At 63.0% G+C, this 26,826-nt stretch carries 28 protein-coding genes; 12 read left to right on the top strand and 16 right to left on the bottom strand.

Annotated features, from left to right (window positions below; all coding sequences use genetic code 11):
• The first annotated feature begins 142 nt into the window (after positions 1 to 142).
• Positions 143 to 2,080: a methyl-accepting chemotaxis protein gene (locus IGS58_RS16065; protein ID WP_230522015.1), complete on the top strand. Its 1,938-nt coding sequence runs from the start codon at positions 143 to 145 to the stop codon at positions 2,078 to 2,080.
• Positions 2,081 to 2,084: 4 nt separating this feature from the next.
• Here IGS58_RS16065 and IGS58_RS16060 read toward each other — a convergent pair whose 3' ends face one another.
• Positions 2,085 to 2,984: a LysR family transcriptional regulator gene (locus tag IGS58_RS16060; protein ID WP_070253645.1), complete on the bottom strand. Its 900-nt coding sequence runs from the start codon at positions 2,982 to 2,984 to the stop codon at positions 2,085 to 2,087.
• A 109-nt stretch (positions 2,985 to 3,093) separates the two neighbouring features.
• On the opposite strand from IGS58_RS16060, the gene IGS58_RS16055 reads away from it, so the two are divergent.
• Positions 3,094 to 4,026, top strand: coding sequence for a DMT family transporter (locus tag IGS58_RS16055; RefSeq protein WP_230522014.1), 933 nt, complete (start codon positions 3,094 to 3,096; stop codon positions 4,024 to 4,026).
• 120 nt (positions 4,027 to 4,146) lie between these two features.
• Here the strand turns inward: IGS58_RS16055 and IGS58_RS16050 are convergent, their stop codons facing one another.
• A complete protein-coding gene (locus IGS58_RS16050) occupies positions 4,147 to 5,025 on the bottom strand; it encodes a serine hydrolase (protein WP_034778183.1) in 879 nt (292 codons plus the stop codon).
• 415 nt (positions 5,026 to 5,440) lie between these two features.
• Here IGS58_RS16050 and IGS58_RS29195 point away from each other — a divergent pair, with 415 nt between their 5' ends.
• From IGS58_RS29195 to IGS58_RS16035, 3 genes are read left to right on the top strand one after another with little or no spacing between them, the layout of a single operon-like run.
• Entirely contained in the window at positions 5,441 to 6,700 is a 1,260-nt protein-coding gene (locus IGS58_RS29195) for a sensor histidine kinase (RefSeq protein WP_230522013.1), read from the top strand.
• Positions 6,697 to 7,446: a LytR/AlgR family response regulator transcription factor gene (locus IGS58_RS16040; protein WP_034777866.1), complete on the top strand. Its 750-nt coding sequence runs from the start codon at positions 6,697 to 6,699 to the stop codon at positions 7,444 to 7,446. Before IGS58_RS29195 ends, IGS58_RS16040 begins: the two co-directional genes overlap by 4 nt.
• Before the next feature lie 43 nt (positions 7,447 to 7,489).
• Positions 7,490 to 7,918, top strand: a complete 429-nt coding sequence (locus tag IGS58_RS16035) for a DsrE family protein (protein WP_230522012.1) — start codon at positions 7,490 to 7,492, stop codon at positions 7,916 to 7,918.
• Between the two features lie 54 nt (positions 7,919 to 7,972).
• Here the strand turns inward: IGS58_RS16035 and IGS58_RS16030 are convergent, their stop codons facing one another.
• On the bottom strand, positions 7,973 to 8,191 hold the full coding sequence (locus IGS58_RS16030; RefSeq protein ID WP_034757699.1) for a TOBE domain-containing protein: 219 nt from the start codon (positions 8,189 to 8,191) through the stop codon (positions 7,973 to 7,975).
• A 170-nt stretch (positions 8,192 to 8,361) separates the two neighbouring features.
• On the opposite strand from IGS58_RS16030, the gene IGS58_RS16025 reads away from it, so the two are divergent.
• Positions 8,362 to 8,862: a hypothetical protein gene (locus IGS58_RS16025; protein WP_230522011.1), complete on the top strand. Its 501-nt coding sequence runs from the start codon at positions 8,362 to 8,364 to the stop codon at positions 8,860 to 8,862.
• 57 nt (positions 8,863 to 8,919) lie between these two features.
• Here IGS58_RS16025 and IGS58_RS16020 read toward each other — a convergent pair whose 3' ends face one another.
• Entirely contained in the window at positions 8,920 to 9,876 is a 957-nt protein-coding gene (locus IGS58_RS16020; RefSeq protein WP_046685513.1) for a sulfate ABC transporter substrate-binding protein, read from the bottom strand.
• Positions 9,877 to 10,437: 561 nt separating this feature from the next.
• On the opposite strand from IGS58_RS16020, the gene IGS58_RS16015 reads away from it, so the two are divergent.
• On the top strand, positions 10,438 to 10,968 hold the full coding sequence (locus IGS58_RS16015) for a GNAT family N-acetyltransferase (RefSeq protein ID WP_070253641.1): 531 nt from the start codon (positions 10,438 to 10,440) through the stop codon (positions 10,966 to 10,968).
• 65 nt (positions 10,969 to 11,033) lie between these two features.
• Here the strand turns inward: IGS58_RS16015 and IGS58_RS16010 are convergent, their stop codons facing one another.
• Positions 11,034 to 11,846, bottom strand: coding sequence for a class II glutamine amidotransferase (locus IGS58_RS16010; protein ID WP_268989836.1), 813 nt, complete (start codon positions 11,844 to 11,846; stop codon positions 11,034 to 11,036).
• A gap of 234 nt (positions 11,847 to 12,080) precedes the next feature.
• On the opposite strand from IGS58_RS16010, the gene IGS58_RS16005 reads away from it, so the two are divergent.
• Positions 12,081 to 12,917 carry an EAL domain-containing protein gene (locus tag IGS58_RS16005; RefSeq protein WP_230522010.1) on the top strand — a complete coding sequence of 279 codons (837 nt, stop codon included), beginning with the start codon at positions 12,081 to 12,083 and terminating at the stop codon, positions 12,915 to 12,917.
• Between the two features lie 99 nt (positions 12,918 to 13,016).
• Positions 13,017 to 13,766, top strand: a complete 750-nt coding sequence (locus IGS58_RS16000) for a YcbK family protein (protein WP_371933510.1) — start codon at positions 13,017 to 13,019, stop codon at positions 13,764 to 13,766.
• Positions 13,767 to 13,772: 6 nt separating this feature from the next.
• On the opposite strand, the gene IGS58_RS15995 is transcribed toward IGS58_RS16000, so the two are convergent.
• Positions 13,773 to 13,976 carry a DUF3460 family protein gene (locus tag IGS58_RS15995; protein WP_230522009.1) on the bottom strand — a complete coding sequence of 68 codons (204 nt, stop codon included), beginning with the start codon at positions 13,974 to 13,976 and terminating at the stop codon, positions 13,773 to 13,775.
• 77 nt (positions 13,977 to 14,053) lie between these two features.
• On the opposite strand from IGS58_RS15995, the gene IGS58_RS15990 reads away from it, so the two are divergent.
• Complete coding sequence (locus tag IGS58_RS15990) at positions 14,054 to 14,947, top strand: LysR family transcriptional regulator (RefSeq protein WP_230522008.1); 894 nt, start codon at positions 14,054 to 14,056, stop codon at positions 14,945 to 14,947.
• Here IGS58_RS15990 and IGS58_RS15985 read toward each other — a convergent pair.
• Positions 14,911 to 15,390 carry a PACE efflux transporter gene (locus tag IGS58_RS15985; protein WP_230522007.1) on the bottom strand — a complete coding sequence of 160 codons (480 nt, stop codon included), beginning with the start codon at positions 15,388 to 15,390 and terminating at the stop codon, positions 14,911 to 14,913. The two genes, IGS58_RS15990 and IGS58_RS15985, sit on opposite strands and share 37 nt — an antisense overlap.
• A 182-nt stretch (positions 15,391 to 15,572) precedes the next feature.
• Between IGS58_RS15985 and IGS58_RS15980 the strand changes: the two genes are divergently transcribed.
• Positions 15,573 to 16,025 (top strand): hypothetical protein, encoded by a 453-nt coding sequence (locus IGS58_RS15980; RefSeq protein WP_034787797.1) that lies wholly within the window; start codon positions 15,573 to 15,575, stop codon positions 16,023 to 16,025.
• A gap of 117 nt (positions 16,026 to 16,142) precedes the next feature.
• Positions 16,143 to 18,308 carry a putative bifunctional diguanylate cyclase/phosphodiesterase gene (locus tag IGS58_RS15975; RefSeq protein WP_230522006.1) on the top strand — a complete coding sequence of 722 codons (2,166 nt, stop codon included), beginning with the start codon at positions 16,143 to 16,145 and terminating at the stop codon, positions 18,306 to 18,308.
• Here the strand turns inward: IGS58_RS15975 and IGS58_RS15970 are convergent.
• The 9 genes from IGS58_RS15970 to IGS58_RS15930 form a co-directional block, all read right to left on the bottom strand.
• Positions 18,293 to 19,393: a glycosyltransferase family 9 protein gene (locus IGS58_RS15970; protein WP_230522005.1), complete on the bottom strand. Its 1,101-nt coding sequence runs from the start codon at positions 19,391 to 19,393 to the stop codon at positions 18,293 to 18,295. The two genes, IGS58_RS15975 and IGS58_RS15970, sit on opposite strands and share 16 nt — an antisense overlap.
• A 147-nt stretch (positions 19,394 to 19,540) precedes the next feature.
• Positions 19,541 to 20,587, bottom strand: a complete 1,047-nt coding sequence (locus IGS58_RS15965) for a hypothetical protein (RefSeq protein ID WP_230522004.1) — start codon at positions 20,585 to 20,587, stop codon at positions 19,541 to 19,543.
• A gap of 5 nt (positions 20,588 to 20,592) precedes the next feature.
• Positions 20,593 to 21,504 (bottom strand): flagellar hook-associated protein FlgL, encoded by a 912-nt coding sequence (flgL, locus tag IGS58_RS15960; protein WP_034787818.1) that lies wholly within the window; start codon positions 21,502 to 21,504, stop codon positions 20,593 to 20,595.
• A 10-nt stretch (positions 21,505 to 21,514) separates the two neighbouring features.
• The gene (gene flgK / locus IGS58_RS15955) at positions 21,515 to 22,876 is read right to left on the bottom strand and encodes a flagellar hook-associated protein FlgK (RefSeq protein ID WP_070253634.1); all 1,362 of its coding nucleotides are present in this window, start codon (positions 22,874 to 22,876) and stop codon (positions 21,515 to 21,517) included.
• Positions 22,877 to 22,957: 81 nt separating this feature from the next.
• Positions 22,958 to 23,353 carry a rod-binding protein gene (locus IGS58_RS15950; RefSeq protein ID WP_442908365.1) on the bottom strand — a complete coding sequence of 132 codons (396 nt, stop codon included), beginning with the start codon at positions 23,351 to 23,353 and terminating at the stop codon, positions 22,958 to 22,960.
• A 108-nt stretch (positions 23,354 to 23,461) separates the two neighbouring features.
• Positions 23,462 to 24,574 (bottom strand): flagellar basal body P-ring protein FlgI, encoded by a 1,113-nt coding sequence (locus IGS58_RS15945; RefSeq protein WP_034787825.1) that lies wholly within the window; start codon positions 24,572 to 24,574, stop codon positions 23,462 to 23,464.
• A gap of 9 nt (positions 24,575 to 24,583) precedes the next feature.
• Positions 24,584 to 25,258 carry a flagellar basal body L-ring protein FlgH gene (flgH, locus tag IGS58_RS15940; protein ID WP_034787828.1) on the bottom strand — a complete coding sequence of 225 codons (675 nt, stop codon included), beginning with the start codon at positions 25,256 to 25,258 and terminating at the stop codon, positions 24,584 to 24,586.
• Entirely contained in the window at positions 25,258 to 26,046 is a 789-nt protein-coding gene (gene flgG / locus IGS58_RS15935) for a flagellar basal-body rod protein FlgG (protein WP_167468652.1), read from the bottom strand. The genes flgH and flgG overlap by 1 nt, the downstream gene beginning before the upstream one ends.
• A 32-nt stretch (positions 26,047 to 26,078) precedes the next feature.
• A complete protein-coding gene (locus IGS58_RS15930) occupies positions 26,079 to 26,807 on the bottom strand; it encodes a flagellar basal body rod protein FlgF (protein ID WP_034787834.1) in 729 nt (242 codons plus the stop codon).
• Between the last annotated feature and the right edge of the window lie 19 nt (positions 26,808 to 26,826).

Here is a 26,826-nt window from a genome sequence, read left to right as displayed (position 1 = left end):
ATAGGTTTCCACACGGAAATATATGTGTTGTATTCCGAATATTGATGAAAATTGTTCCGATTTTTGTGTGAAAATGCTTGCGTAGAGAAAGCGGTGCAACAGCACTGTTTCACGCCATTAAAATCGAAACGAGGAGTCCATCATGTTGTCTTCCCTTCGCACGCGGCTGGTGCTCATTTGCGTGGCCATTGTCGTACTGTCCATGCTGGCCTTGTCGGTTGCCAATTACGTGACGACGCGCAGCAGCATGCTGGCGTCGTCGGATCAGCAGATGCAGCAACTGCTGCAAAGCCAGTCGGCCGTGCTGGCGCAATGGGTCGATGGCAAGAAAAAGGTCATGGCATCCGTTGTCATGTCCGCCGAGACGCCCGATCCGCTGCGCGCCTTCCAGATCGCGGAAAAGGCCGGCGATTTTGCGGAAGTGTTCATCGGCTATGCGGACAAGCGCTCCGTGTTTACCCATCCGGGCCGCCCGGCCGATTTCGATCCCACGGCGCGCGCCTGGTACACGGACACCGTCAAGGCGGGCGTGCCGATGCTCACGCCGCCGTATGTGGACGCGGCCAGCCACAAGCTGGTGGTGTCGTTTACGGCGCCCGTCGGCCCGAAAGAGGCGCTGCTGGGCGTGGCGGGCGCGGACGTGCTGCTCGATACGGTGATCGCCAACGTGGTGGCGATCAAGCCGACCCCGCACAGCTTTGCCTTCCTCGTCGACCAGAGCGGCACCATCATCGCCCATGCGAACAAGGACCTGAGCCTGCAGCCGGTGGCGAAACTCGATGCGGCGCTGTCGGCCGCGCAGGTCAACCGGCTGGAAAGCACGCGCACGAGCGAGGCCGTGCGCCTCAATGAGCGCGACGGCATGCTGTACGTCACGCGCGTGGCGGGCACCGACTGGCTGCTGGCCGTGGTGCTCGACCAGCAGGAAGCCATGCAAGCCTTGCAGACCATGCTGACGACAGCCACCGTCACTGCCGCGCTGCTGACCGGGCTGGCGGCGCTGCTGCTGTCGCTGCTGGTCTTTAAAATGCTCAAGCGCCTGGAGCTGGTGCGCGACGCGCTCGACGATATCGCCTCGGGCGAAGGCGATTTGACGCGCCGCCTCGACGCTTCCGGCGTGGATGAACTGGCGCAGATCGCCGGCGCCTTCAACCGCTTCATCGACAAGATCGCCGCCGTTCTCGTGAAAATCCGCACGGCCAGCGAATCGGTCAAGGTTTCCTCGTCGGAAATCGCCGCCGGCAACCAGGACCTGTCGTCGCGCACGGAACAGCAAGCCAGTTCGCTGGAAGAAACGGCCGCCTCGATGGAGGAGCTGACCAGCACGGTGAAACAGAATGCGGACAATGCGCGCCAGGCCAACCAGATGGCGCAATCGGCGTCCGGCGTGGCCAGCAAGGGCGGGCAAGTGGTGGCGCAGGTGGTCGATACCATGGCCTCGATCAACGATTCGTCGAAGAAGATCGTCGACATCATCAGCGTCATCGACGGCATCGCCTTCCAGACGAATATCCTCGCGCTCAATGCGGCCGTGGAGGCGGCGCGCGCGGGAGAGCAGGGGCGGGGCTTTGCCGTGGTGGCGACGGAGGTGCGCAGCCTGGCGCAACGCTCCGCCGGCGCGGCGAAGGAAATCAAGCTGCTGATCGACGATTCGGTGGGCAAGGTCGATTCGGGCGCGCGCCTCGTCGACGAGGCTGGCGCGACGATGCAGGAAATCGTCGACAGCGTGCGCCGCGTAACCGACATCATGGGCGAGATCACGGCCGCCAGCGCCGAGCAGAGTTCGGGCATCGAGCAGGTGAACCAGGCCATCGCGCAGATGGACCAGGTGACGCAGCAGAATGCGGCCCTGGTGGAAGAGGCTGCGGCTGCGGCGGAAAGCCTGCAAGACCAGGCCAGCACCCTGGCGCAGGTGGTGGGCGTGTTCAAGCTCGATGAGGGGCAGGCGCCGCCGCCGCAGCAGCAGCAGCAACCCGTTCGGCCCGTGGTGCGCGCCCCGATGGCGCCGCGCCTCGCCAGCACTCCGGCAAAGGCGGCGGCCGTCAAGCCGGAGCGCAGCGAGGAATGGGAGACTTTCTAAACTCTCAAGCGCGGCGGGGCGCCAGGGTCGGCGCCATCTGCCTGGCCACCTCGAAAAAGGCGTTGGTGGCGGGCGTATTCTGGCGCCGGTCGCGCACGGCCAGGCCCACCTTGCGGCTGACGGGTGGATTGAGCGGCAGGGCGACCAGTTCCGGATACTGCTCCCGCAGGCGCTGCGGCAGGGCCAGTTCTGCCACGATGGACAGGCCGTCGCCGCGGCTGACCATGTCGAGGATGGTGATCACCTGGCTGATGCGATAGGGCACGTTCGGCTGCAAGCCCGCGTTGGCGAACAGCGGTTCGATCAGGCAGGCGCATCCCGCCTCGGACATGATGAACGGCCCTTCGCACAGCTGCGCCAGGGTGATGGCGGTTTCGCTGGCCAGCGCATGGCTGCGCGGCACCAGCGCCATCATCTGGTCTTCCACCAGCGGCGCCGTGTCGAAGCGCTCGTCGGGCAGCACGACGAAGCCGACATCGACCCTGCGTTCGCGTATCCACTGCACCACTTCATGGTCTGCACCCTCGTCGATGCGCAAGTCGATGCCCGGATAGCGCTGGCGAAACTGGGCCGTGATGGCCGGCAGCAGATTCAACGATGACGTCGGGCCGAAGGAACCGATGCGCAGGGTGCCCTGGCGCTGGCCCAGCACGTCGGCCGCTTCCTGGCGCATGGCCTCCGACAAGCCGAGGATTTCGCGCGCGCGCACGAGCAGCTGGCGGCCCACGTCCGTCAGTTCGGCCGACGCCTGGTGGCGCACGATGAGGTCCACGCCCATCTCCTTTTCCAGCGCCTTCAAGGCGTGCGAGACGGCCGACTGGCTGATGCCCAGCTGCGCGGCGGCAGCGGAAAAGCCGTGCAATTCGGCCACCAGGGTAAAAATTTCCAGTTGCGTGAAGGTCATGGTGTGGTTTTGTTGAGTTATGAGTATTTACTCATTATTTCATGAGTTGATATTAGTATTAATATATATGGACGCCACCCGCCGCGCAAGCGGCCATACAGGATATTCCATGTCTTCTTCCGCCATACCATCAGCCGCCTTGCCTTCCGTGCAATCGCCGCTCGTCTACATCAAACTGATCTTTGTCGCCCTGTTCTGGGGCGGCACCTTTATCGCGGGGCGCGTGCTGGCGCAGCAGATGCCGCCCATGACGGCCGCCAGCGGGCGCTTCGGCGTGGCCGTGCTGTTGCTGGTCATGCTGGCGTGGAAACTGGAAGGGGGCTTGCCGCGCCTGGACCGCAAGCAGTTGGCAACGACGGCCGCGCTGGGCCTGACGGGCATTTTTTTATACAACCTGTGCTTCCTGGCGGCCCTGTCGCGCATGCCGGCGGGGCGCACGGCCCTGTTCGTGGCCCTGAACCCTATCGTCACGGCGCTGGCCTCGGCCATGCTGTTCCGCGAACGGCTCGGTTCCTTCAAGTGGCTGGGCATCATGCTGGCGTTTTGCGGTACGGCCATCGTCATCACGCGCGGCGATCTCGCCGGCGTGCTGCACGGCACGGGTGGCGGCATCGGCATGGGCGAGGTGTTCATGTTTTGCGGCATTTCCAGCTGGGCCGCCTACACCCTGATCGGCAGGGTCGCGCTGAAGGGCTTGAGCCCGATTGCCGCCACCACGTATGCGTCGATGTGGGGCCTGGCCTTTTTGCTGGTGGGGGCGGCCGTGGAATTCCCGAGCGTGCCATGGCACAGCTTTGGCTGGCAAGTGTGGGCCGCCATCGGCTATCTGGGCGTGTTCGGCACGGTGATCGGCTTTGTCTGGTATTACGAGGGTGTGAAAGCGCTGGGCCCGTCGCGCACGGCCGTCTTCAACAACCTCGTGCCCGTGTTCGGCATCGTGCTGGCGGCGGCGCTCTTGGGCGAGCCGGTGCTGGCCTCGATGCTGGTGGGCGGCGCGGTGACGATTGCCGGCGTGGTGATGACCAACCGGCAAGCGAAATAAGTATTTTCCCGATATGAAAGCACGCCTGAAAAACGTTCAGGGCAAGGCGCAGTGCCGCAGGCAGTACGACTAGTACGGCCAGGCACTGCAACGCCGCCATGGGCGTTTTCTCAGCCGTGCTTAACGTGCGCGGCGGCGTTTCGATGGTTTCGCCGGCGCTTTTTTGTGCCGGCTGACCGAGGCGCGCATCACTTTCGGTTCTTCGATGCCGTTCTCGGCCGCCAGCATGCGGCGGATGTTGACGGCGTCCATGGCGCGCACGGAATTGGCGCGCGCGTTGAGCAGGATCATGGTGGCGAACTTACCGGCCGACTTGATACGCATGATCAGGCAACGGCCCGCTTCATTCGTGTAGCCCGTTTTCGACAGGCCGATATCCCAGCCCTTGGCACCGACCAGGCGGTTCGTGTTGTGGTATTCCACGTCGCGGCCCTTGATCTGGATCACGTCCTTCGAATCCGTCGTGATGCGGCTGATTTCCGGGTAGCGCGAGGCGGCCACGGCCATCTTGACGAGGTCTGCTGCCGTCGACTGGTTGTTCGGCGACAAGCCCGTCGGCTCTTCGATCACGGTCTGGCGCATGCCCAGGGCCTTGATCTTGGCGTTGACAGCCACGGCAAATGCGGTGGGGCCGCCGGGGAAAGTGCGCGCCAGCGAGGCGGCGGCGCGGTTGTCGGACGACATCAGCGCCAGTTGCAGCACGTCATGACGGCTCAGCGTGGCGCCCACGGGCACGCGCGAGGTGCTGTGTTTCAAGGTATCGACATCCTCGCGGTCGATGCTGATCTCTTCCTGCATATTCGCCTTGGAGTCGAGCACGACCATGGCCGTCATGAGTTTGGTCAGCGAGGCGATGGGCACCACCACGTTGGAATTTTTTTCAAGCAAGACTTTGCCTGTGCCGTCTTCGACCACCAGTATCGACTGGGAACCGAAGGGCACGGCGATGGCCGCTGTCGAAAGCGTCATCAGCACCGCGGCGAACATTTTTTTGAGCATGGGATTGTATGTGGGAAAGCAGTTTTGGGGCGCCATCGTGGGCGCTGCGCGCAAATCCGGAAACGGGCCGCATGGGGACGCGGAGTGTATCTCGGAGGCAATATTTGCCAAGCTTAAACAATACCATTAAAGATCAAGCGATGTCTACGGTACAGGCCCGCGACAAGCGGTGTTGCGGCCAATTTGGCAAATAAATGGGGCTAATCTTGCCGTAGTGAAAATTGTTGCGCAATTATTGATTTCGCCTTGGAAACTTCGTATTATTTCAGCAATATTGGCAGCGAGGGTCCGGCAGGCGCCATGTACCTCGTCGTTGATGCCTGTCCCTTCGTGCTTCGTCGCCCCGCGCTATGTCCTGCCACGGTGGCGCCGTAGACTGCGTTCATGCCTGAATCACAGACCAAGGGAGCGCATCGTGTTAAAAAAATATACGGATTGGTACCGCAGCATCGACGAAGAATCGCTGCTGGTGCTGAAACATCCCGAGATGGCGGACCAGATCCAGGGAAGAGTGCGCCGCTACGTCGCCATGAAGCTGGTCAAGCTGACGCCGATCGAGCGCCAGCAATTGCACGATTTCCTGCTCAAGTACCGCGGCGCCGGTTTTTACATCGCCGCGTTCAAGCTGATGCTGCTGTTCAGCGCCATCGGCGTCACCCTGCACCTGCTGCTGCCGGCCCGGTTCGAATTGCTCAAGGCCCTGGTCTTCAGCAACGGCTTGGGTTTTGCGCTGGCGTGGGGCCTGGTGGGCGTCTGGTTCAATTACCGCAGTTCCGTGCGCTACAAGTTCAAGAAGCTTTTGTTGATCGTGTCGACCTGCGCGGCAGGGGTAGCGGCCGGCGTGCTGCTGGCCGGCTTGAGCGATACGGGTTCCATGGAAATGGCCTTCGAGCGCTTGCTGCGCGTGGGCGGCATTGCCTTGCTGGTGGCCGGGTTGTTTTATATGGTGCCGCTGGCGGTCGTGAGCACCTGGCGCAACCGCCAGTACGAAGCGCTGGCCCTGCAGCTGCAGCAGGATGCCGAGCGCGACCGCCTGGCGCGCGAACTGAGCGAATCGCAGCTGCGGCTGCTGCGCGCGCAGATCGAGCCGCATTTTCTGTTCAATACCCTGGGCGCCGTGCAGCAGCTGGCCGAGCAGGGAGCGCAAGGCGCCGGCCGGGCCGCGGCATTGACGGCCGACCTGATTGCCTTTTTGCGCGCCAGCATGGCGGAGATGCGCAGCGAGCAAGTGCCGCTGCAAAGCGAGTTCGACATGGTGGCTGCGTATTTGCGCGTGATGCAGGCGCGCATGGGCTCCCGCCTGCGCTATGCGCTGGACTTGCCGGCCGAATTTGCACACGCGACGATTCCCAGCATGATCTTGCTGACCCTGGCGGAAAATGCCATCAAGCACGGTATTGAACCGTCCTTGCGCGGCGGCGAGATCCGCCTGTCGGCGCTGCGGGTGGACGGCATGTTGCGCTTGCGCGTGCAGGACACGGGCATGGGCTTGCCGGCAAGCGCCGCGGGCAGCGCGCCGGAAGGCGGCCTGGGCCTGGAAAACGTGCGCAGCCGGCTGTCGCTGTCCGATCCGTCCGCCAGCCTGACCCTGCGCGACGGCGAAGAGGGGGGCGTGATCGCCGAGATATTGCTTCCCATTAAAATTGCATCCAGCCTGAAAGAACTTGCCGCATGAATGCCACCATCCTGATCGCCGAAGACGAGCCCCTGATGCGCGAACGCCTGCAAACGATGCTGGCGCTGGCCTGGCCCGAGGCACGCATCGTGCTGGTGGCGGAAAACGGCAACGATGCCTGGGACGGTTTCCTCGAGCATGAGCCGGACGTGGTCTTCCTCGACATCCGCATGCCTGGCCTGTCGGGCCTGGAAGTGGCCGAGCGCATCGGCGTGCGGGCGCACGTGGTATTTGTCACCGCGTATGACCAGTATGCCGTCGATGCCTTCGATGCGGGCGCCGTCGATTATCTGTTGAAGCCCGTGCAGGCCGAGCGCCTGCAGCGCGCGCTATCCCGGCTGCGCGACAAGCTGGGCGCGCAGCCGGCCGACATGGCCCACTTGCTGCAGTCGCTGCGCGCGGCGCTGCCGGCCGCGCCGCGCGAAAAATTGAAATGGATCAGGGCCAGCGTGGGCAAGCAGATCCGCCTGATCGACATTGACGACGTGCTGTTCTTTCAGGCCGACACCAAGTACACGCGCGTGGTGCTGGCCGGCTCGGAAGCGCTGGTGCGCACGCCGCTGAAGGATTTATTGGGTGGCCTCGATCCGGAACAGTTCTGGCAAATCCACCGCGGCACCATGGTCAACGTGAAAGCCATCGAGGCGGCCGAACGCATCGACGCCGAGCGCATGCAGGTGCTGCTGCGGGGCAGCACGGAAAAGCTGCCCGTCAGCCGCACGTTTACGTATTTGTTCAGAGATTGATATGATGGCAATGTTTTTAATCTGCCACTGAAATGGACATCTCATGACAATCTTGCGCCGCTGGTTCTCCGCCATCCTTCTTTCCTTGTTCGCTTGCACTGCCGCCACGGCAGCGCAGAAGGAGGAAAAGGTGGTGTATCACGTCAATGACGCCAGCAATGCCACGGCTGCGCTGAAAAATATCCGCAATCACCTGGACGCCAGTCCCCAAGCCACCATCGTGCTCGTCGCGCATGGCCCCGGCATCGATTTCCTGCTCGATGGCGCCGTCGACAAGAATGGCACTCCGTATGACGCAGTGGTGCGCGAGCTGACCAAGCGCGGCGTGAGTTTCCGTGTCTGCAATAACACCTTGCAAGGACGCAACATCGACCGCCAGCGCGTGCTGCCCGACGCCGTCATCGTGCCCTCGGGCGTGGCCGAGCTGAGCCGCTTGCAGTGGCAGGAAGGGTATGTGTATATCAAGCCCTGACGCACGCGCCGCTGCCGGATGGCAAGGGGCGCGGCGTTAGTGGGTGGGTAACCCTTACTGGATCTTGGCGATCGACACTTCCGTCGATTTCACCAGCGCGATGACTTCGCTGCCCACTTTCAAGTCCAGGTCCTTGATCGAGCGCGAGGTGATCACCGAGGTGACGATGCCGTGCGGCGTTTCCACGTCCACTTCCGAGACCACGGGCCCAAAGATGATTTCCTTGATCTTGCCGCGAAACTGGTTGCGTACATTCACTTCCGAGATAGCCATGATATTTCCTTTGAGCCCGTAATACGCCATGCGGCGCGACAAGGCCAGAGTACGGCCCGCGCACGCTTTTGACCACGAATCGATGCGCATATCGATATGCGCAAAGTGTGCGCCAGCGCTGCTGCAAGCATATTATTCGCCTATACTCAAGCATCTACCGGAGGTGTGCCATGCGTCCATTCCTGCTGTCGCTCTTGCTGTTGCCCCTGCTGTTGTCCACCTCGGCCGTGCTGGCGCAACCCATTGCCTCCCTGCAGCCGATGGCGTTCCTGGCCGGACATTGCTGGAAGGGCGAGTTTCCCGGCGGAAAACAAACGGATGAGCACTGTTTCCAGTGGCTGTATGGCGGCCAGATGCTGCGCGACGTGCACACGGTGCGCAGCCCCGGCAAGCCCGACTACGTGGGCGAAACCACGTATTACCACGATCCCGCCGCAGGCAAGGTAGCCTTCCTGTATGTGGAAAACAGCGGCGGCCATAGCCGCGGCACGATGCTGCCGGCGGACGGCGGCCTCGACTTTCCCGCCACGCAATACGTGGGGGCGAATGGCAAGACGCTGACCTATCGCGTGCGCTGGACGCCGTCGGGCGATGCCTATGAGGCGGCCAGCGAGATGCTGCTGGACGGGCGCTGGGTGCCGCAATTCAAGCTGCTGCTGAAGAAGCAGTGATGTGTGGAGGCATAAAAAAACCGGGACATGTCCCGGTTTTTGTTGATGCGGCGAAGATTACTTCTGATAAATCTTGTCGAACTCGCCACCATCGTCAAAGTGTTTCTTTTGTGCCTGTTTCCAGCCGCCAAAGACGTCGTCGATGGTGAACAGGGTGATCGGCTTGAAGCTGGCCGCGTATTTCTTGGCGACGGCCGCCGAACGGGGGCGCAGGTAGTGCTTGGCGACCAGTTCCTGGCCTGGTTCCGAGTACAGGTATTGCAGGTAGGCCGTGGCTTCCTTGCGGATGCCGCGGCGGTCGACGACCTTGTCGACGACGGCCACCGGCGACTCGGCCAGGATGGAGATGCTTGGATACACGACTTCGAAGTTGTCGCCGAATTCGGCGCGCACCAGTTGCACTTCATTTTCAAACGTCACCAGCACATCGCCGATTTCGCGCTGCGTGAAGGTGGTGGTGGCGCCGCGGCCGCCGCCGTCCAGCACGGGCACGTTCTTGAACAGTTTGGTGACGAGGTCGCGCGCCTGCGCTTCGCTGCCGCCTTTTTTCACGGCATAGCCCCAGGCCGCCAGGTAGGTGTAGCGGCCATTGCCCGAGGTTTTCGGATTCGGCACGATGACCTTGATGCCGGGCTTGGCCAGGTCGTCCCAATCCTTGATGTGTTTCGGGTTGCCTTTGCGCACCAGGTACACCATGGTTGAGTAAAACGGCGCCGCATTGTTCGGGAATTTCTTGGCCCAGTCGGCCACCACGAGGCCGCGGTCGACGAGGATGTCGATGTCATTGGCCTGGTTCATGGTCACGACGGATGCTTCCAGGCCATCGGCGACGGAGCGCGCCTGCTTGCTGGAGCCGCCGTGCGACTGCTTGATGGTGATGGTTTCGCCCGTTTTGGCTTTCCAATCAGCAATAAATGCGGGATTCACGTCCTTGAACAATTCGCGCATCACGTCGTAGGACGCGTTCAGCAAGACCACCGGTTCGGCGGCGCTGGCGGCCATCGGCAGGCTCATGGCGGCGGCGGAAGCAGCCAGGGCGCTGGCCAGGAACCAGCGGCGCGAGCGTTGGGTGAGCGTTGCTGCGGCAGTCGTTACGGCGTTGGAATGGGTCATATTGAACTCTTGTTGTGAGAATAGATAGACATAGTCTAAAATTCCGGCCGGAAAAGAAACGAATTTTTCGTAATATGCTTAGAGCCTATCCCAGCAGATGAATACATCCCCTTCTGGCGCCCCTCAGAAGCGGGGACTGCGTTGCTCGTCGTCGCGTGGCTCGCCACGCGTCCTCCTCACGCCTTGTCCGCGCTCCTGATGCGCTGCCAGCAGAAGACGCTCCCTGCGGGGATAGGCTCTTAGATTCGATTCCCGTTTGCGCTAAAAAACATATATCGATTTCTGGAAACATTCGTGGGCAAGATGCGCATCAGCACTTAGTCTGCAGGCATAGCGCCATAGGCAAAACCGGCCCGTGGCGTGCGGCAAAAAACCCGAAAGCGCCGCTTGGTGTATAGTCGAATCGCACGATACAGGGGGAAAACCGTCTGCATCGGCAACTGGAATATTTTGTGAGCGTACATGAGTCTTGAAATTCGTATTGCAACATCGACCGACGCTTTCGAGGCGTGCAACGTATTACGACGCTCCATCGTCGAATGCTGCAGCCTCGATCATCGGGACGATCCGGCCATCCTGGAAGCCTGGCTGGGCAATAAAACACCGCAGATGGTGGCGTGCTGGTTTGCGTCGCCGACTAATTTTTCGCTGGTCGCAGTCGAGGCGGGCGCCGTTGTCGGCGTCGGCTTGCTGACGCGCGCCGGCAAGCTGGCCCTGTGCTACCTGCTGCCCGAGGCGCAAGGCCGCGGCGCCGGCAAGGCGCTGGTGGAGCAACTCGAAGCGCAGGCGCGCGAGTGGGGCATCAAGGCCCTGCAACTGCACAGCACGGCCAGCAGCCAGGCCTTTTTCGTCAAGCAGGGTTATGTCGAGGCGGGCAATGTGCGTTCGCCATATGGCGTGGAAACGATTTTTTGCTGGAAACAGATTGATCCCACGGGCATCGCAAGCGGCGACCCCAAGCGCAAGCGCTTTTGCAACTGCAATTCGGCCTGACGCCCCGGCAGTCCCTCAGCCCGCCCATCCGGCGGCGGGCCATTTCTTCCCGTTCAATAATTCCCTCAGTAACTGATCTGGATATACACGCCTTGTGGCGCGGCATCATCTGCCGGCAGCAAGGTGCCGCCCGTAAACAGTTTCAGTTCGCCGGGTGCGAACGCCAGCCAATCCTCGTTTTGCGTCAGGGGATATGTGGCGATGACGGCGATCCTGTCGTCCAGGTGGTTGTGCTGGCGAAAGTCGATGCTGCGCTCGCAGTCGATCAGTTGCGCCACGGAAAACGGGTATTCGCGTATCACATAGTGCAAATGCGTGGAACAGTGGGCAAACAGCAGTTCGCCGTCCGACAGGATGAAATTGAAGGTGCCGTGCGCCGCAATGTCCTGGGCGACCTCGGCGATGGCGGCGCGCAAGTCGGCGCGCGGGGGTTCACCGAGGGGAAACTGCGTGCGCAAGGTGGCCAGCAGGTGGCAGAAGGCTTGTTCGCTGTCCGTGTCGCCGCTGGCGCGGTAGTGCGCATTCGCGGGCGCACGCCACGTTTTCAAGTCCCCATTGTGGGCGAAGGACCAGGTCTTGCCCCACAGGTCGCGGGCGAACGGGTGGGTATTTTCCTGGGCGATGCGGCCTTGCGTGGCCTTGCGGATGTGCGCGACGATGTTTTTCGCCTTCACGGGATGCTGCTGCACCTGGGCCGCCAGCGGCGAATCGATGGCCGCCAGGTGATCCGTCAGCAGGGTGCAGCCGCTGCTGGAATGATAGGCGATGCCCCAGCCGTCGCGGTGCTCGTCCGTGCGTCCGCCCCGTTCGGCAAAGCCGGCAAAGGAAAATCCCAGCGCCGCAGGCTTGCTGCTGTTCATTGCGAGTAACTGGCACATGGCGGCCCTTCCTGATGGTATCGGTATATGCCCACAGTAAAGGCTGGGCCAGGGGGCGGGAAGGAATGTTTCTGACTATCGTTATGCGCTGTCCGTTGTTGCGTCCATATTTGCTGGGTGCATATCAAATGGCGAAACCATTCGTTCTCCTTTGGTTTGCGCTGCCTTACTCTGCACACTTTGGCGCCGTCTTCCCCATGAGGGCAGCTGGCGCAGCCTTACGAAGGAGCACGTATGCCATTTCCCGTCCTGAAAAATTACCTGGCCCGCCTGTCGCATCAAACCCAGGCCGGCACCAGCGTCTGGCTCGACGGGGAGGGCCGGGCGCTGGGGCGCTTTTTCAATTGCACCATGACCAGCGCCTTCCAGCCGCTGCGCGAACTGGAAAGCGGCAAGCTGGTGGCGTTCGAAGGACTGGCGCGCAGCGTGTCGAAGGCGGACGAGGGCTTGTCGCTGTGGCGCTTGCTCGATCACGCGGCCAGCGACGATGAATCCGTGGAGCTGGACCGGCTGTGCCGCATGCTGCATGCCATTAATTTTTTCCGGCAGGCGGAAGCGGAGCAGGCCGACCTGTACCTGAATGTGCATGACCGCCTGCTGAGCGCCGTCAGCAGCAATCACGGTCACGCTTTCCAGCGCATCCTCGACGCGCTGGGCTTGCCCATCGAGCGCATCGTGCTGCAATTGCCGACGGTCACGCCGAACCAGGGCTGGCTGCTCAACTACGTGGCCGACAATTACCGCCGCAACGGTTTCCGCCTGGCCATCAACGTGGCCAACGTGCATGAGGCAACGGGCATGCTGGAGCGCTTGCACCCGCATGCGTTCAAGCTCGACGCGGGCAACCTCAGCGACGAGCAAGCCGTCGCCAGCTTCGTCACTGTGTGCCATGCGGCGAAAATCCTCGTCATTTTCAAGCGCCTCGACACGCCGGCCGCGCTGGCTGCGCTGCAACGCGTCGCCGCCATCACGGGCTTGCCCATCGTGGCCCAGGGTTATCTGCTCGACAAGCCATTGACGGCGCTGGCGCAGGCGAAAGGCGCCGGCGCCTCCGTCGCGGCTGCCGCCTGACGCAAAATGCCTTGAAATGAGGGTGACACGATAGGCATTGAGGGTTTTTCTTCGCGGCACAATACGCTATAGTATTCCCATCGTTAAATTGGACTGACTATGGCATCGCGCAGAAATTTTCTACACCACGGTATGGGCCTGGCCGCGCTGGGCCTGGTTGCCACTCCTCTCATCGGCTGCGCCTCGCGCACGGCCGCTCCCGCCTCGGCTTCGGCCAGCGCCAAGCCGCGCGCGCCGCGCACGGCCGTGCCGCCGCAGCCGACGCAACTGGCCAGCATCGACCGCTCGATCACCTCGCAGTCGCGCCAGGCCATCACCGAGATGGAACCGCCACCCGACATTTTCGATGCGCAGGCGCTGGACCTGGAATTCTGGCTCAAGCCCCGTACCCTGGAAGTGGTGCGCCCGGCCAGCAATGAAAAGGCCAAGCTGCTGTACTGGAAAGATGGCGAAGTCATCGATTCGGCCTACCAGGAACTGTGTCACTTGCTGCGCGACGTGAACGGCAAGAAGACGGCGCCCATCGATCCGAAACTGCTGGAAACCCTGTGGGGCACGCAAGCGTTCGTGGCCCGCTACGGCATCGAGCAGCCGCTGGAGATTTTGTCGGGCTACCGCACGGCGGAGTCGAACAGCAGGCTGCGCGAAGCGGGCGTGCCGGCCGCGCGCCAGTCGCTGCACATCTCGGGCCGCGCCGCCGACATCCGCGTGGCGAATCTGAACGCGGAAGTGCTCGGTTCGCTGGTGCGCAGCTTCAAGCAGGGCGGCGTGGGCTTCTATTACCGCAACGGCCCGCGTGGTGGCTGGATCCATGCGGACACCGGATTGCAGCGCGTCTGGAAAGGCTAAGAGTTTTTAGTCGTAATGGTAGGGCGGTTCCGGCACGCTGTCCGCGTGAGCCAGTTCCAGTTCGCGCATGCTGGCCGGACGCCCCCAGAAAATGCGCCAGCCCTGGCGCTGGCTGGCTTGCACTTCCGGGTGCGCTTGCAGGTAGCCGTCGATGAAGCGGGTAAAGTCGGAAATGTAGCCGCTGCGGCGGTAAGTTAATCGATGGCGCATGTGTACTCCCGAGTGTTGCTGTCGTTCCCCGTTTTGACCGCCCGTGCGCCCGAAAGTGCCGCACTTTCCACTTTTTCATGAAACTGTCCAGCCATAACATCGAACTGTTCCTGGCCGTCGTCGATGGCGGCTCGTTCTCGGCTGCCGCGCGCGCCTTGCGGCGGGCGCCGTCGGCCGTCAGCATGGCGATGGCCAATATCGAGGCGGAACTGGGCATCACCCTGTTCGACCGCGGCGCGCGCGAAGCCGTGCCCACGCCGGCCGCGCTGGCCCTGATACCGCACGCGCGCCTGATCGCCGAGCAATTGAAACAGTTGCACTTGCATGTACAGGAATTGTCGCAGGGACTGGAAAGCCGCATTTCGCTGGGCATCGCGGCCGAGCTCGACCATACTCCCTTCCTGGCCGCCGTGCGCGCGCTGTCGCAGCGCCACCCCTTGCTCGATATCGAGGTGCTGACGGCGCCGCAGGACGATGTGCTCGACATGCTGCACCGGGGCCGCATCAGCGCCTGCATGGCTTTCGCAGGCGGACGCATCAATCATGCGGAGCAGTTCCAGCTGGTCGGCAGCGATGCCTTGCTGGCGATTATCTCCACCCAGCATCCGCCCAGCGCGGCGGGCCAGCCCTTGTATATCGAGGAATTGGTGAACTTGCGCCAGATCATCGTGGCCAGCCGCGAACTCGACCTGGCCGATGCGCGCCCCGTGGTGGGGCTGTCCTATTGGCGCACGGACAGTTTGCCGATGGCGCTGGCGATGGTGGAAGCGGGACTGGGCTGGGGCAACTTTGCCGCCTCGGCCATCCAGCATTCTCTGGCGGCGGGGCGGGTGCGCTGCGTGGCGTTCAAGAATACGGGCAATGGCCTGGTCGTGCCCATCCACCTGGTGTGGATGAAGGACCGGCCGCTGGGCATGGCGGCGCGGTCCTTTCTTCAGTTGCTGAGCGCGTCGGAAACGGCCGCGCCCTGAGTATCGGGCGCCTCTTCCTTCGGCTGCTGCGCCGACAGGGGCACGCCGAACAGACCGTCGAAGAAATAGTTAAAAATGAAGCTGTAGCACGGGATGATCAGCATCAGGGCGAAATCGAGCACGAAGGCTTGCCACAGGCTGATGTTCAGCCACCAGGCGATCAGCGGGATCAGGTAGATGACCAGCGTGATCTGGAAGCCGATCGCATGCAGGATGCGGCGCCAGACCGTGCGCGTGCGCGACACTTGACGGATTTCCCAGTATTCGAACGCGGTGTTGTAGAGCAGGTTCCAGATCACGGCGATGCTGGTGATCATGATGGCCAGCGGCCCCGTGCTGGTGGGCGATTCGCCCGAAAGCAGGGTCAGCCAGAGCGTGGAAATGGCCATGCCGATGATTTCAAAAGCGGTGACGTAGACGATTTTGCGTTTAATGCCTTGCATGTAAAGCCTGTAAAGAAGAGATGGCGCGTATTTTAAGTCAGGCATGCTGATCTTTAAAGTCGATAGCTGTCAGTTTTTCTGATTGATTCGGCGTGGGAATACCATGCTTGCCCTGAACGGTGGATAATGGCGGCTGGCAGGCAACCGGTCCCGCCGCATCACCGCAGAAAAGGTCAACGAGCATGCAAGGCGCAGCAGACAGCAACATCCCCGAGGTTCCTGACACCCCCGCCAGTGCGGACGAACGTCCCCGTTTTCGCCCCCGTCCGTGGGAGCACCTGGAAACGCCATACGACGTGGAAGTGTGGATCGAAGAACATAACCGCAGCATGCAGGACAATATTCGCGCCACGGAAACGGGCGTGGGCATCTGCTTTACTTTGGCCGAAGGCGGCGATATCTATATGCAGACCAGCGCCGACGGCGCCGTCGTGCTCGACGTGACGCCGGACGCGGCCTGGGTGTCTCCCCTGATCAGCGCGGCCACGGGCTGCGAGACGCCGGACTCGTCGCTATGGATCTTGCCTGATGACAAATTGATCCAGCTGATCGTGGGGCTATCGAGCCTGGTAGCGAGCACCTTGCTGGTGGTGGGCCATGATTTCGGCTTGCGCCGCAGCCGCATGGGGCGCTGAACGGCCTTGTTGTAGAAGTGGCATCCATGGCAGGCTTGGCTCGACACTGCGCGTGGCGCATGCTAGTCTTGCAACTGCACCCACCTGGTTGCCAGGGCGGCGGTGCAAAGGATAGCCATGGACATACCACCGCTCGCGGTACCTGATCCGGATTCCTCCCAGCACAGCCATGACGGCGTGTTGGGGCATGCCGCGCCCCTGCTTGACGATGGCGTCTTCAGTCCGGAACGGGTGAAGGCTGAACGCGAGCAAGCCTATTTCAACGATTTATACCTGCTGGCGCCTGTCGCCTATTTCGTGCTCGGCCTCGATGGTGCGATCGTGCAGGTCAACCTGGTGGCGGCCGAATTGTTCGGCCTGGTGCGCGAGCGCCTTGGCCACGTGCTGTTCCGTTCGTATGTGCACGAGGCGTTCCGCCACGATTTCGAGCAGTTCGTGCAGCGCGTGCTCAATAGCAGCGAGCCCGAGCGCATCCAGCTGCAGGTACGGCTGCGCCCTGGCGCGCGCGAGGCGGGCTTGCCCGTCAGCCTGCTGGGCAGCGCAGATCCGAACGGCCAGGCGCTGCGCCTGGTGCTCGAGCAGGCCGAGGGCAAGCTGGCTGCGCTCGAACGCAGCGAAGAGCGCTTCCGGCGCATCGTGCACGGCGCCGAGGAGGGCATCTGGGAAATCGATGCGCAGGCGCTGACCAGCTTTGTCAATCCGAAGATGGCGCACATGCTCGGTTGCCAGATCGAGGATATGCTGGGCCAGCCGCTGGCCGCCTTCATGGATGACGAGGGGCGCGCCATCCTGGAGCGCAACATTGCGCGGCGCCAGGATGGCATCGCCGAGCGCCACGAATTCAAGTTCCTGCGGCGTGACGGCAGCACCTTGTGGGCCACCCTGGCCACCAATCCCATCTTCGATTCCAGCGGCACCTACCTGGGCGCGCTGGCGCTCGTCAGCGACATCACGGCCCAGCGCGCCGCGTCCGAGCGCATCTGGCGGCAAGCCAATTTCGACCCCTTGACGGGCTTGCCGAACCGCCACATGTTCCTCGACCGCTTGCAGCACGAGGCGCGCCACGCCAGCCGCGAAGGCGGTTGCCTGGCCCTGCTGTTCATCGACCTCGACCATTTCAAGCAGGTGAATGACCGTCTCGGCCACGAGAAGGGCGACATGCTGCTGCGCCAGGCGGCGCTGCGCATCAGCGAGCGCGTGCGCGCCACCGACACGGTAGCGCGCCTGGGCGGCGACGAGTTCACCGTCATCCTGGCCGGCGTGGGGCACCTGGGCGGCATCGAACGCGTGCTGCAGGAATTGACGACGGCGCTGGCCCTGCCTTTCGTGCTCGACGGCGACACGGCGCAAGTGTCGGCCAGCGTGGGCGTGGCGCTGTTTCCGGCCGACGCCGAGGCAACGGAAACCTTGCTGCGGCACGCCGACCAGGCCATGTATGCGGCCAAGAGTGCGGGGCGCAACGGCTACAGCTATTTCACGCCGGCCTTGCAGCAGGCGGCCGACCTGCGCCGCACCACGGTGCGCGAGATGCGCCTGGCGCTGGCGCAGGAGCAGTTCGAAGTGCATTACCAGCCCATCATCCGCCTGTGCGATGGCACGATCGAGCGGGCCGAGGCGCTGCTGCGCTGGCGCCATCCGCTGCGCGGCTTGCTCGTGCCTGCCGATTTCATCGCCTTTGCCGAGGCAAACGGCCTGATCATCGATATCGGCGAATGGGTGTTTCAGCAGGTAGTGCGCCAGGCGCGCCAGTGGCAGGGCGAGCATGGCGCCCCGTTCCCGATCTGTATCAACAAGTCGCCCGTGGAATTTCGCTGCGACGCCGCGCTGTACCAGGACTGGGGCAATGCCCTGGCGCGGGCGGGCCTGGCGCCGGGCGCCATCGTCATCGAAACAACAGAAGCCGTGCTGCTCGACAAGGCGCGCCAGGTGGGCGACCGCCTGCGCCAGTTCCGCGCCATGGGCCTGGCGCTGGCGCTCGACGATTTCGGCAGCGGCCAGGTATCGCTGGGATGCATCAAGAAGGCCGATATCGACTTTCTCAAGATCGACCGTTCGCTGGTCGGCGAACTGGGACGCGACGATGCCGGGCTGGGCTTGTGCGAGGCGATCATTGCACTGGCGCAGCGGCTGGGAGTGAAAGTCGTGGCCGAAGGCGTGGAGACGGCGTCGCAGCGCGATTTGCTGCGCGCCGCCGGCTGCGACTATGCGCAAGGATATTTCTTTTCCCGCGCGCTGCTGGCAGGGCAGATGGATGGCTTGCTGGCGGCTCAGCCGGCGGCTTGAAGCGTCGCTTGCGCCTGCCCATCGCCCTGCATCAGCTGTTCCACGGCGGCCAGGGTCTCGGCGGCATTGACCGTGGCCAGGGTCAGGCCGGGCGCCAGGATCACGCGGTAATGGCGGCTGGCCGGATAAAACCAGCGGTAGTTGTCGGTGCGGATGTAGTAGCCGACGATCTTCCTGTCATACGCCGAGGCGATGTGGATCACCGACGTGTCGGGCGACAGCACCAGTTCGCAGCGGCGGATCAGGGCCGCCAGCTCCAGGATGTGGCCGGTGGACGGCGCGGCCATCACGTTGGCATGGCCGGCGCCGCGCACGATCTCGGCGGCGCGCGCCTCGGTGCCCGGCGCGGCGATCACCAGCAGCGCATGGCGCGGGTAGCGCGCCGCCAGGGCCGCGCAGCAGCGCTGGGCATCGGCCACGCTGACCGTGCGTTGCGCATTGCTGCCCTGGAAATTCAGGCAAAACAGGCCTTCATGCGTGCGCAGCAGGGTATCGCAGGCGGCGTCGACCCGAGCCGCGTGCGCATCTACGCCGAACAGTTCATAGCGCATATCGATGTCGCGCAGCTCAAATTGCCCGAACGTGGCGAAATAGCTGTGCAGGATGTGGCGGCTGCGGTCGCAGGGCACCGTATGGTCGAACATGCCCAGATTCGCCGTTGAAGTGCCGTACTTGGGAATGGCAAAGCCCGTCAAATAGCGCGCACCCAGCCATTTGATGCGCAGCAGCAAGGGAATGGAAAAGCGGTTGTAGGGGTTGAAGATGATGTCATAGCGGCGTCGGCGCAGCTCGGCGATGGTGGTGCGCAAGTCGCGCAGCAGCGGCTGTTTGTCCCAGATGAGGATTTCGCCGACATGCGGATTATCGGCGAGCACCGCCCGGTTGGCGCTGCTGGCGGCCACGTCGATCTGCCAGTGCGGATAGTTTTTCTTCAGTTCGCGCAGCAGGGCCGTGGTGACGATCATGTCGCCGATCTTGTCGTTGCGCAAAATCAATACCTTGCGCACCTTGGCGATATCGAGGGGGTGCTTGCCGGATTTGCCCAGCAGGGCGTAGCTGATCAGCCGGGCGGCGGTCTTTATCAAGGGAACTCCGGAGGTGGATGACGGGATGCGCTGGCGTATGGGACAAAGCGCCAGCGACAGCAGCATCTTACGGATTTCCACCGTCCTGAGCTAGGGGGTGCGCCCCATTATTGCCGCGTGCGCCAAGTCAGCGCACGCGGCAGGGGGTTATTCCAGGCCCAGCAGCGCGACGACGCGCTCGCGGCTGATGCCGACCAGCGCCGAGCTGATCGCCAGCAGTGATTCATAGCCGGGCTGGCTGGCTTTTTCCGTGAAGTTTTCCGCCAAGGTATCCATGCTGACGTTGACTTGCTGCACCGGTTGCGCGCGGGCGACCCGTCCCGTCGCTTGCGCCAGGGCCAGGCTGACGGAGCTGCGCGCCGCCTGCAACTGCGCCAGCGCCTGCACCACTTGCTGCAAGGTGGCGCGCAGGGCTTCCACGTCGCCGGTACTCCATTCTTCCGGGGCGATGGCGGCCGGTTCCGCATCCGTGCGCACGCGGCTCATCTGGCCGGTCGGGTAGCGGATGCCGCTGCCGCGCACGGACAGGCTGTCGCGCACGCTGGCCCAGGCGGCTTCCGACGTGCTGAATACCAGTTCGCCATTCTCGCCCAGCTTGACGCCTATGCCTGACGGCATCAGTGCGCGGTCGAAGCGGGAGACGATTTCGTTCTCGCTCAGGCCAGGTTCGATATTCACCGAGCGCAAGGCCTGGCTCGCGCCGCCGACGGAAAAGGCCAGCACTTCCTGCGGGCCTTCCTGCAGGCTGGCCATGGTCAGGCCGCGGATGCTGAAGTTCTGCTGTGCCGCCTGCGGGCTGGTATAGCTGAGCTGTGCGTCGAGCGTGCCGCCCGAGGCGCTGGCGCGCTGGCGCCAGGTATTGCTGAACTGCCGTACTCTGGCCTCGACTTGCCCTTCGCGTCCCTGGCGCGCTGCCAGTTTGGCCGCCAGTTCGCTTTTCAGCGCTTGCAACTGGCTGCTGCTGCGTTCCAGGTAGTCGAGGGTTTGTTGTGCGTTAGAAATTTCCCCCTGCAGCTGGTGATCCCAGTTGCTCAGGCCACGCTGCAGGCTCGCCGTCGAACTCCTCGCTGCCGGCGCCTCGCTGCGCGCGCTGGCACTGCTTTTGACTGCGGCGGACGCGTCATCGACGACGCGGGCTGTGCCGGCGCCTTTGGCATTGACGCCGGAAGAGGAGGAAGTCTGAACGATTTGCATGATGGTCAGAGAAGATCAAACAGGGAAATAGTGCCAACCTTGGTGTAGGCTTTATAGGTTGCCTGCAGGGCCGTCTGGTAGCCGGTCAGTTCAATCGCCGCCGCGCCCATGTCGGTCTTTTTCAGGTCCAGCAGGGCTGAATTGTTCGACAGCGACACATTGGCCAGGTTGCCGGACAGCGTGGTGAGGATGTTTTGCGCGCCGCCGAAGATGGCGATCTTGCCAGAGAGCAAATCCATGCCATCATCGGTGCCGCCCAGGCCGTCGTTGACGATGGCGCGCACTGCCGGGTCGTTGGGGTTGACGCCCGGCGTGCCGAGCGTGGTGATGACCTGGTCGATCTTGTTGAGCCACACTTCCAGGTTCTTCACGTCGACGTTGGCCGCCTGCGTCACGCCATTGCCCACTACCACGGTCTGCGTGTCGGTGTTGCCGATGTAGCTGTAGCGCGAGCCGGCAGCTGCCGTCGGGTCGTATTTGATTGCGGGCTGGTCGGTCGCTGTGCCGGAAAACATGTAGCGGCCTTCCTGGTCTTTCAGGTTGGCCGTGTACAGCACGCTGTCGCGCATGGCCGTCAGCGATTGCGTCATCGCATTCAGGTCGCCCGGCGTATTGCTGCCGTCGGCGGCCCATACCAGCAAGTCGCGCGCCTGGCCCATGTCGGTGACCATGCTCGACAGGTAGTTTTCATTCTTCAGCAGGCGCACTTTCACCGTGGCGATATTGTCCTGGTACTGCGTGACCATGGCTTGCTCGCGCGTCAGGCGCGAAATGCGCACGTTGCCGATCGGATCGTCCGATGGCAGCTGGATGCGCAAGCCGGAAGACATTTGCTGCGTCAGGAAGTTGATGCGTTCCTGATTTTGCTGAAGCGAAATATTGATCAGCGATTGGTACTGGCTACTGGCGACACGCATGATCTTCTCCTTAACCCATCATTTGCAAAGTGGCGTCAAACAAGCTATTCGCCACGGAAATGACTTTCATGTTTGCTTGATACATATTTTGGAATTCGACCAGGCTCATCGCTTCTTCATCCTTGTTCACGCCGCTGGTGGACTTCCAGTCGTCGATCGCTTGGGCGCGCACCGTGTTGGCCGTCTTCAGCAAGGCCTGGTTCTGCTGGCTGTAAATGCCCAGCTTGCCGACCAGCTGCGTATCCGCGTCGCTCATCAGGACAGAACCGACCCAGCTGACGGTGATCGGCTGATTCTTGATCTCGATTAATTTCTGCAAGTTGCCGCTGTCGCCGGCCTGGCCCGTCAGCGACAGGGCCAGGTCCTTGGCGTTGAAGCCGGGGGTAATGCTCAGCTTGCCATTTGCGTAGGCAAGCAGGGGACCACCTGGGGTCCCGGCCATGGTCTTGCCCAGTGCCAGCTGTGCGTTGACCTTGTTGGTCAACTGGGTGGCCATGTCTTGCAGCGACTGCTGCAGCGGTTTCAGGGTATTTTGCTCGAACTCGCCCAGGCCGCCCATCTGCCCGCCGATGGCGACCGGGTCGAGCTTGTACGAGGACTTGGCGAAATCAAGGCTCAGCGTCTGTTCGCCGGTGTTCGTCATGTTGCTGCTCATGGTGCCGGCCAGGCTGCCGATCACCAGCGGCTGGCCCGACTTCAGCGCGATATTGCGCGAACCGTCCGGCTGGTCGAGGACCTCGATGCCCATTTGCGAGGCCAGGCCGTCGATCAGCTGGTCGCGCGCATCCATCAGCGACGACACATTCGTGCCGGCGGCGGTGGAGGTGCTGATGCGCTGGTTCAGCGCGGCGATATTGGCCAGGGTGGTATTGACTTGCGGCACGATCGCTGCGCGTTGCTGCTGCACCGACAGCAACTGGTTGCCCATGACGGTGCTGATGCTGTTGAAGCGCTGCGCCATGGCGTCGGCGGAGGTGACGATCTGCTGGCGCAGGGGCGTCGAGGTCGGGTCGACGGCCGAGGCGTTGAGGGCGGCGAAAAAGCCGTCGATGCCGTTGCTGATGCTGGAAGCATCGTCGCCCATCACGCGCTCGAGCTGCGTCAGGTAAGGTTGGGTCTGCGAACGGGCGCCCTGGTCGGACGCTGCGCGCCACATTTGCTGGCTTTTATAAGCATCGGCAAAGCGCAGCAGGGCGGACACTTCCACCCCATTGCCGGCCGAGCGCACGCCCGCGCCGGCACCAAGCGAGGACAACAGCACGCCCTGGCGCGTATAGCCCGCCGTTTGCAGGTTGGCGATGTTCTGGCTGGCCGCATTGAGTGCGGCCTGGGCGGCGATGCTGCCTGACAATGCATTGCTGATGATGCTCATTGGGCAAGTTTCTTTCGTGAAGAGAGTGGCGCGTGCGGGTGGGCAGGCATTGAATCGTTGTTACCTTGTACAGGCGACGCTTCAGACGGATTTATTAAGCGGGGCTGCAATATTGTCGGTCTTGACAGTGCTTTTGGCTGCCACCGGGGCGCTGGCCGCCGGCAGCAGCTGGCGCAGGATGGCGTCGGCGATGCCGAAGGCGCGCTGGCCGGCCATCTTGTCGGCCACCAGGTTGTCGGCCATTTCCAGCATGTCGCTGTTGACGGGATCCTTGAAGACGCTGTCCTCGCCCGCCATCTCGCGCGTGCCCGAACGCATCTGGCGCAGCATGTGCGAGATGAAGAACGCTTCGAACTTGACGGCCGCCTCGGTGGCCTTGGCCGCGTAGCGCGGATCGGCCGGCGTGGCGGCGGCAGGGGAGCGGTCGTCGAGCGCGGGGGGCAGGGCGCTGCTGCTGTCGTTTACATTCATTTCCATTCAGCTTTCAGTGTTCGTCAAAATGTTCAGGGCAAGGCGCATTGCCGAAGGCAGTACGAATGTACGACGAGGCAGTGCAACGCAGTCCTGGGCTTTTTGACGGGCACGTTAGATCACCACCAGTTCGCCTTCGATGGCTCCCGCCTGGTCGAGGGCTTGCAAAATTGCCATGATGTCATCGGGCGAGGCGCCCAGGCTGTTGACCACGTCGATGATCGATTGCAGCTTGGCGCCGGCCGGCCATTTGAACATATTGCCGTTGCCCTGGTCGACGGACACTTTGGATTGCGGCGTGACGGTGGTCTGGCCGCGGCCGAAGGGCGCCGGCTGGCTGACGGCCGAGCTTTCGGAAATGACGACCTTGAGCGAGCCGTGTGTGACGGCGGCCGCTTTCACGCGCAAGCCTTCGGCGATGACCACGGTGCCCGTGCGCGAATTGAATACCACTTTCGGCGTATCGACGCCGACATCGACGCTCAAGGCTTCGAGCTTGGCCATGAAGGCCACGCGCTGGGTCGGGTTTTCCGGCGCCAGCACTTCCACGCTGGTGGCGTCGCTGGTGGTGGCGACGGCGCCAAAGCGGCGGTTGACGGCTTCGACGATATTGATGGCCGTCTCGAAATGCGGGTGGCGCAGATTCAGGGTGACGGTCGGCTTGGTCGAGAAATCGCTGAGGATTTCGCGCTCGATGTTGCCGCCGTTGGGAATGCGGCCCGAGGTGGGCGTGTTGACGGTGACGGACGAACCGCTCTTGCCGGTGGCGTTCAAGCCGCCGACGACGACGTTGCCTTGCGCCAGCGCATACGTTTCATTGTCGGCCGCGCGCAATTGCGTCAGCAGCAAGGTGCCGCCGCGCAAGCTTTTCGCATCGCCCAAGGACGATACGGTCACGTCGATGGCCTGGCCACGGCGGTATCCCGGAGGAAACACGGCGCTGACCATGACGGTGGCGACGTTCTTGCTTTTCGATTCGGCGCCGTCCGGCATTTTCACGCCGAACTGCTTGAGCATGTTGACCACGGACTGGCTGGAAAACTTCACCTGCGTGGTGTCGCCGCTGCCGTTCAGGCCCACGACGAGGCCGTAGCCGACCAGCGGGTTGTCGCGCACGCCCTCGATGCTGACCAGGTTGCGCAGCACTTGCGCGGCGCTGGCAGGCAGGGCAAAGCCGGACAGCGCAGCGAGCATGGCTGCCAGGGGCAGGGCGGAACGAAATTTCATGAGGTCACCTTAAAACGGCATCCATGGGCCGACGAAGAAACGCGTCAGCCAGCCTGGTTTGTTGGCTTCGGCCAGGGTGCCCTGGCCGGAATAGGCGATCTGCGCATTGGCGATGCGCAACGAGGACACCTGGTTGTTGGAATCGATATCGGCCGCGCGCAGGTAGCCGCGCAGGCGCACGAATTCCTCGCCCTGGTTCAGGGTCAGGGTTTTTTCGCCCTGCACGCGCAGCAAGCCGTTCGGCAGCACTTCCTGCACGATCACCGTGATGGCGCCGGACAGCGCGTTTTGCTGCGTGCTGGTCGAGTCGCCGGCGAAGTTGCGGTCGGCAGACAGGTCGATGCCCGTCTTGGGGAAGGTCTTGCCGAGGATATTGGCCGCCTGCACGCCGACGGACGAACCCTTGTTGAACGAGGTGCCCGCCTTCTTGCTCGCCTGCGTGGTTTCCTGCAGGGCCACCGTGACGACGTCGCCGACGCGGAAAGCGCGGCTGTCGGAAGTCAGGGCCAGGCCCGCATCGGGATTGAAGACGCCGCCGGCCACGCCGCCGCGCGCAGCGCTGCGCGGCGCCACGGGCAGCGGCGTATCGGAAAAGCTGGGCGCCAGAGGGGCCACCGGCTGGCTGGCGCAACCGGCCGCCAGGACCAGCAGCAGCGCCGCTCCGGCTTTCAGTGCGGCCTTCATCAACGTGCCGCTTGCGCCAGGTATTGCAGCATATTGTCGGCGGCCGACAGCACCTTGGTATTCATTTCATAGGTGCGCTGGGCGGCGATCATGTCGACCATCTCTTCGACCACTTGCACGTTCGAGCCTTCCAGCGCGAATTGCTTCAATTTGCCCAGGGCGCCTTCGCCGGGACGGCCTTCCGTCGGTGTGCCGCTCGATGCCGTCTCCTGGAACAGGTTTTCACCGAGTGCCAGCAGGCCGGTCGGGTTGACGAAGCTGGAGAGGTTCAGCTGGCCCAGTTCGGTACCGGCGACATTGCCCGGCACGGTGGCCGTGACCATGCCGTTTTCACCGATGGTGATGGCCGTGGCGTTGTTCGGCACGGTGATCTGCGGCACCAGGGGCAAGCCCTGGGCGTTGACCATCACGCCGTTTTCATTGATGCCCAGCTGGCCGGCGCGCGTGTAGGCCGCTTCGCCGTTCGGGCGCAGCACTTGCAGGAAACCGTTGCCGGTGATGGCGACGTCGAATTCGCGGCTGGTCGTTTGCAGGCTGCCGGTGGTAAACACCTTTTGCGTGCCGACCATGTGCGTACCGTTACCCAGCTGCACGCCCGATGGCGAGAGGGTGTTGTCGGCGCGCTGCGTGCCCGGCTGTTGCTCGACCTGGTAAAACAGGTCTTCGAAGACGACGCGGTCGCGCTTGAAGCCGACCGTATTGACGTTGGCCAGGTTATTCGCGATGGCTTGCAGTTTGGCATCTTGTGCCTGCACGCCGGTCTTGCTGATCCACATTGCTGGATTCATGTATTGCTCCTAATAATAGATTGGCGTTGGGCTTAAGCGCCCAGCAGGCGGTTGCCCGATTCCGTCATGGAATCGCTGGCCTTGAAAACTTTCATCTGCATCTCGAAACTGCGGTTCAGGCTCATGGTGGCGACCATTTCCTCGACGGCCGAGACGTTGCTGCCTTCCAGATGGCGGTCGCGGATGCGTACCGTCGGATCAGCTTGCAGGTCTTCGCCGCCGCGCGCCACGATCAGGCCCGCTTCGTTCTTGGTCAGTTCGCCCGCTTCGGCGTTGACCAGCTTGAGCTTGTCGACCGTCTGCATCTGCGCAGTGCCCGGCACCTGGATGGAAATCGTGCCATCGCCGCCGATCGACAGGCTGGTGTGCTCGGGAATCGTGATCGGACCGCCTTCGCCCAGCACGGGCCGGCCGTTGATGGTCAGCGCGCCCGTTTCATCGAGGTCCATGGCGCCGGCGCGCGTGTAGGCTTCGCCGTTTTGCCACTGTACCGCGAGAAAGCCGGGGCCCGTGACTGCCACGTCGAGTTCGCGTCCCGTTTCCTTGATGGCGCCCGTGCGCGTGCCGATGGCGCTCGACTGCGTCTGCGTCATGTGGCGGTCGTCGTAGCCATAGCCGTTTTGCAACGGCTGGGCAGTGGACACTTCCAGGTTGGCGCGGAAGCCGCCCGTTTCGATGTTGGCCAGGTTGTTGGCGTGTACCTGCTGTGCCCGCAGGGCACGGTCGGCCCCGCTCATGGCGGTATAAATCAGCGCATCCATTGCTCTTTACCTTTGCGTA

The sequence above is a fragment of the Janthinobacterium sp. EB271-G4-7A genome (assembly GCF_020858075.1).
Taxonomy (GTDB): Bacteria; Pseudomonadota; Gammaproteobacteria; order Burkholderiales; family Burkholderiaceae_D; genus Janthinobacterium; species Janthinobacterium lividum.
Note: the sequence above shows the minus strand (reverse complement) of the source record. Positions and strands in the feature narration are given on the sequence as shown.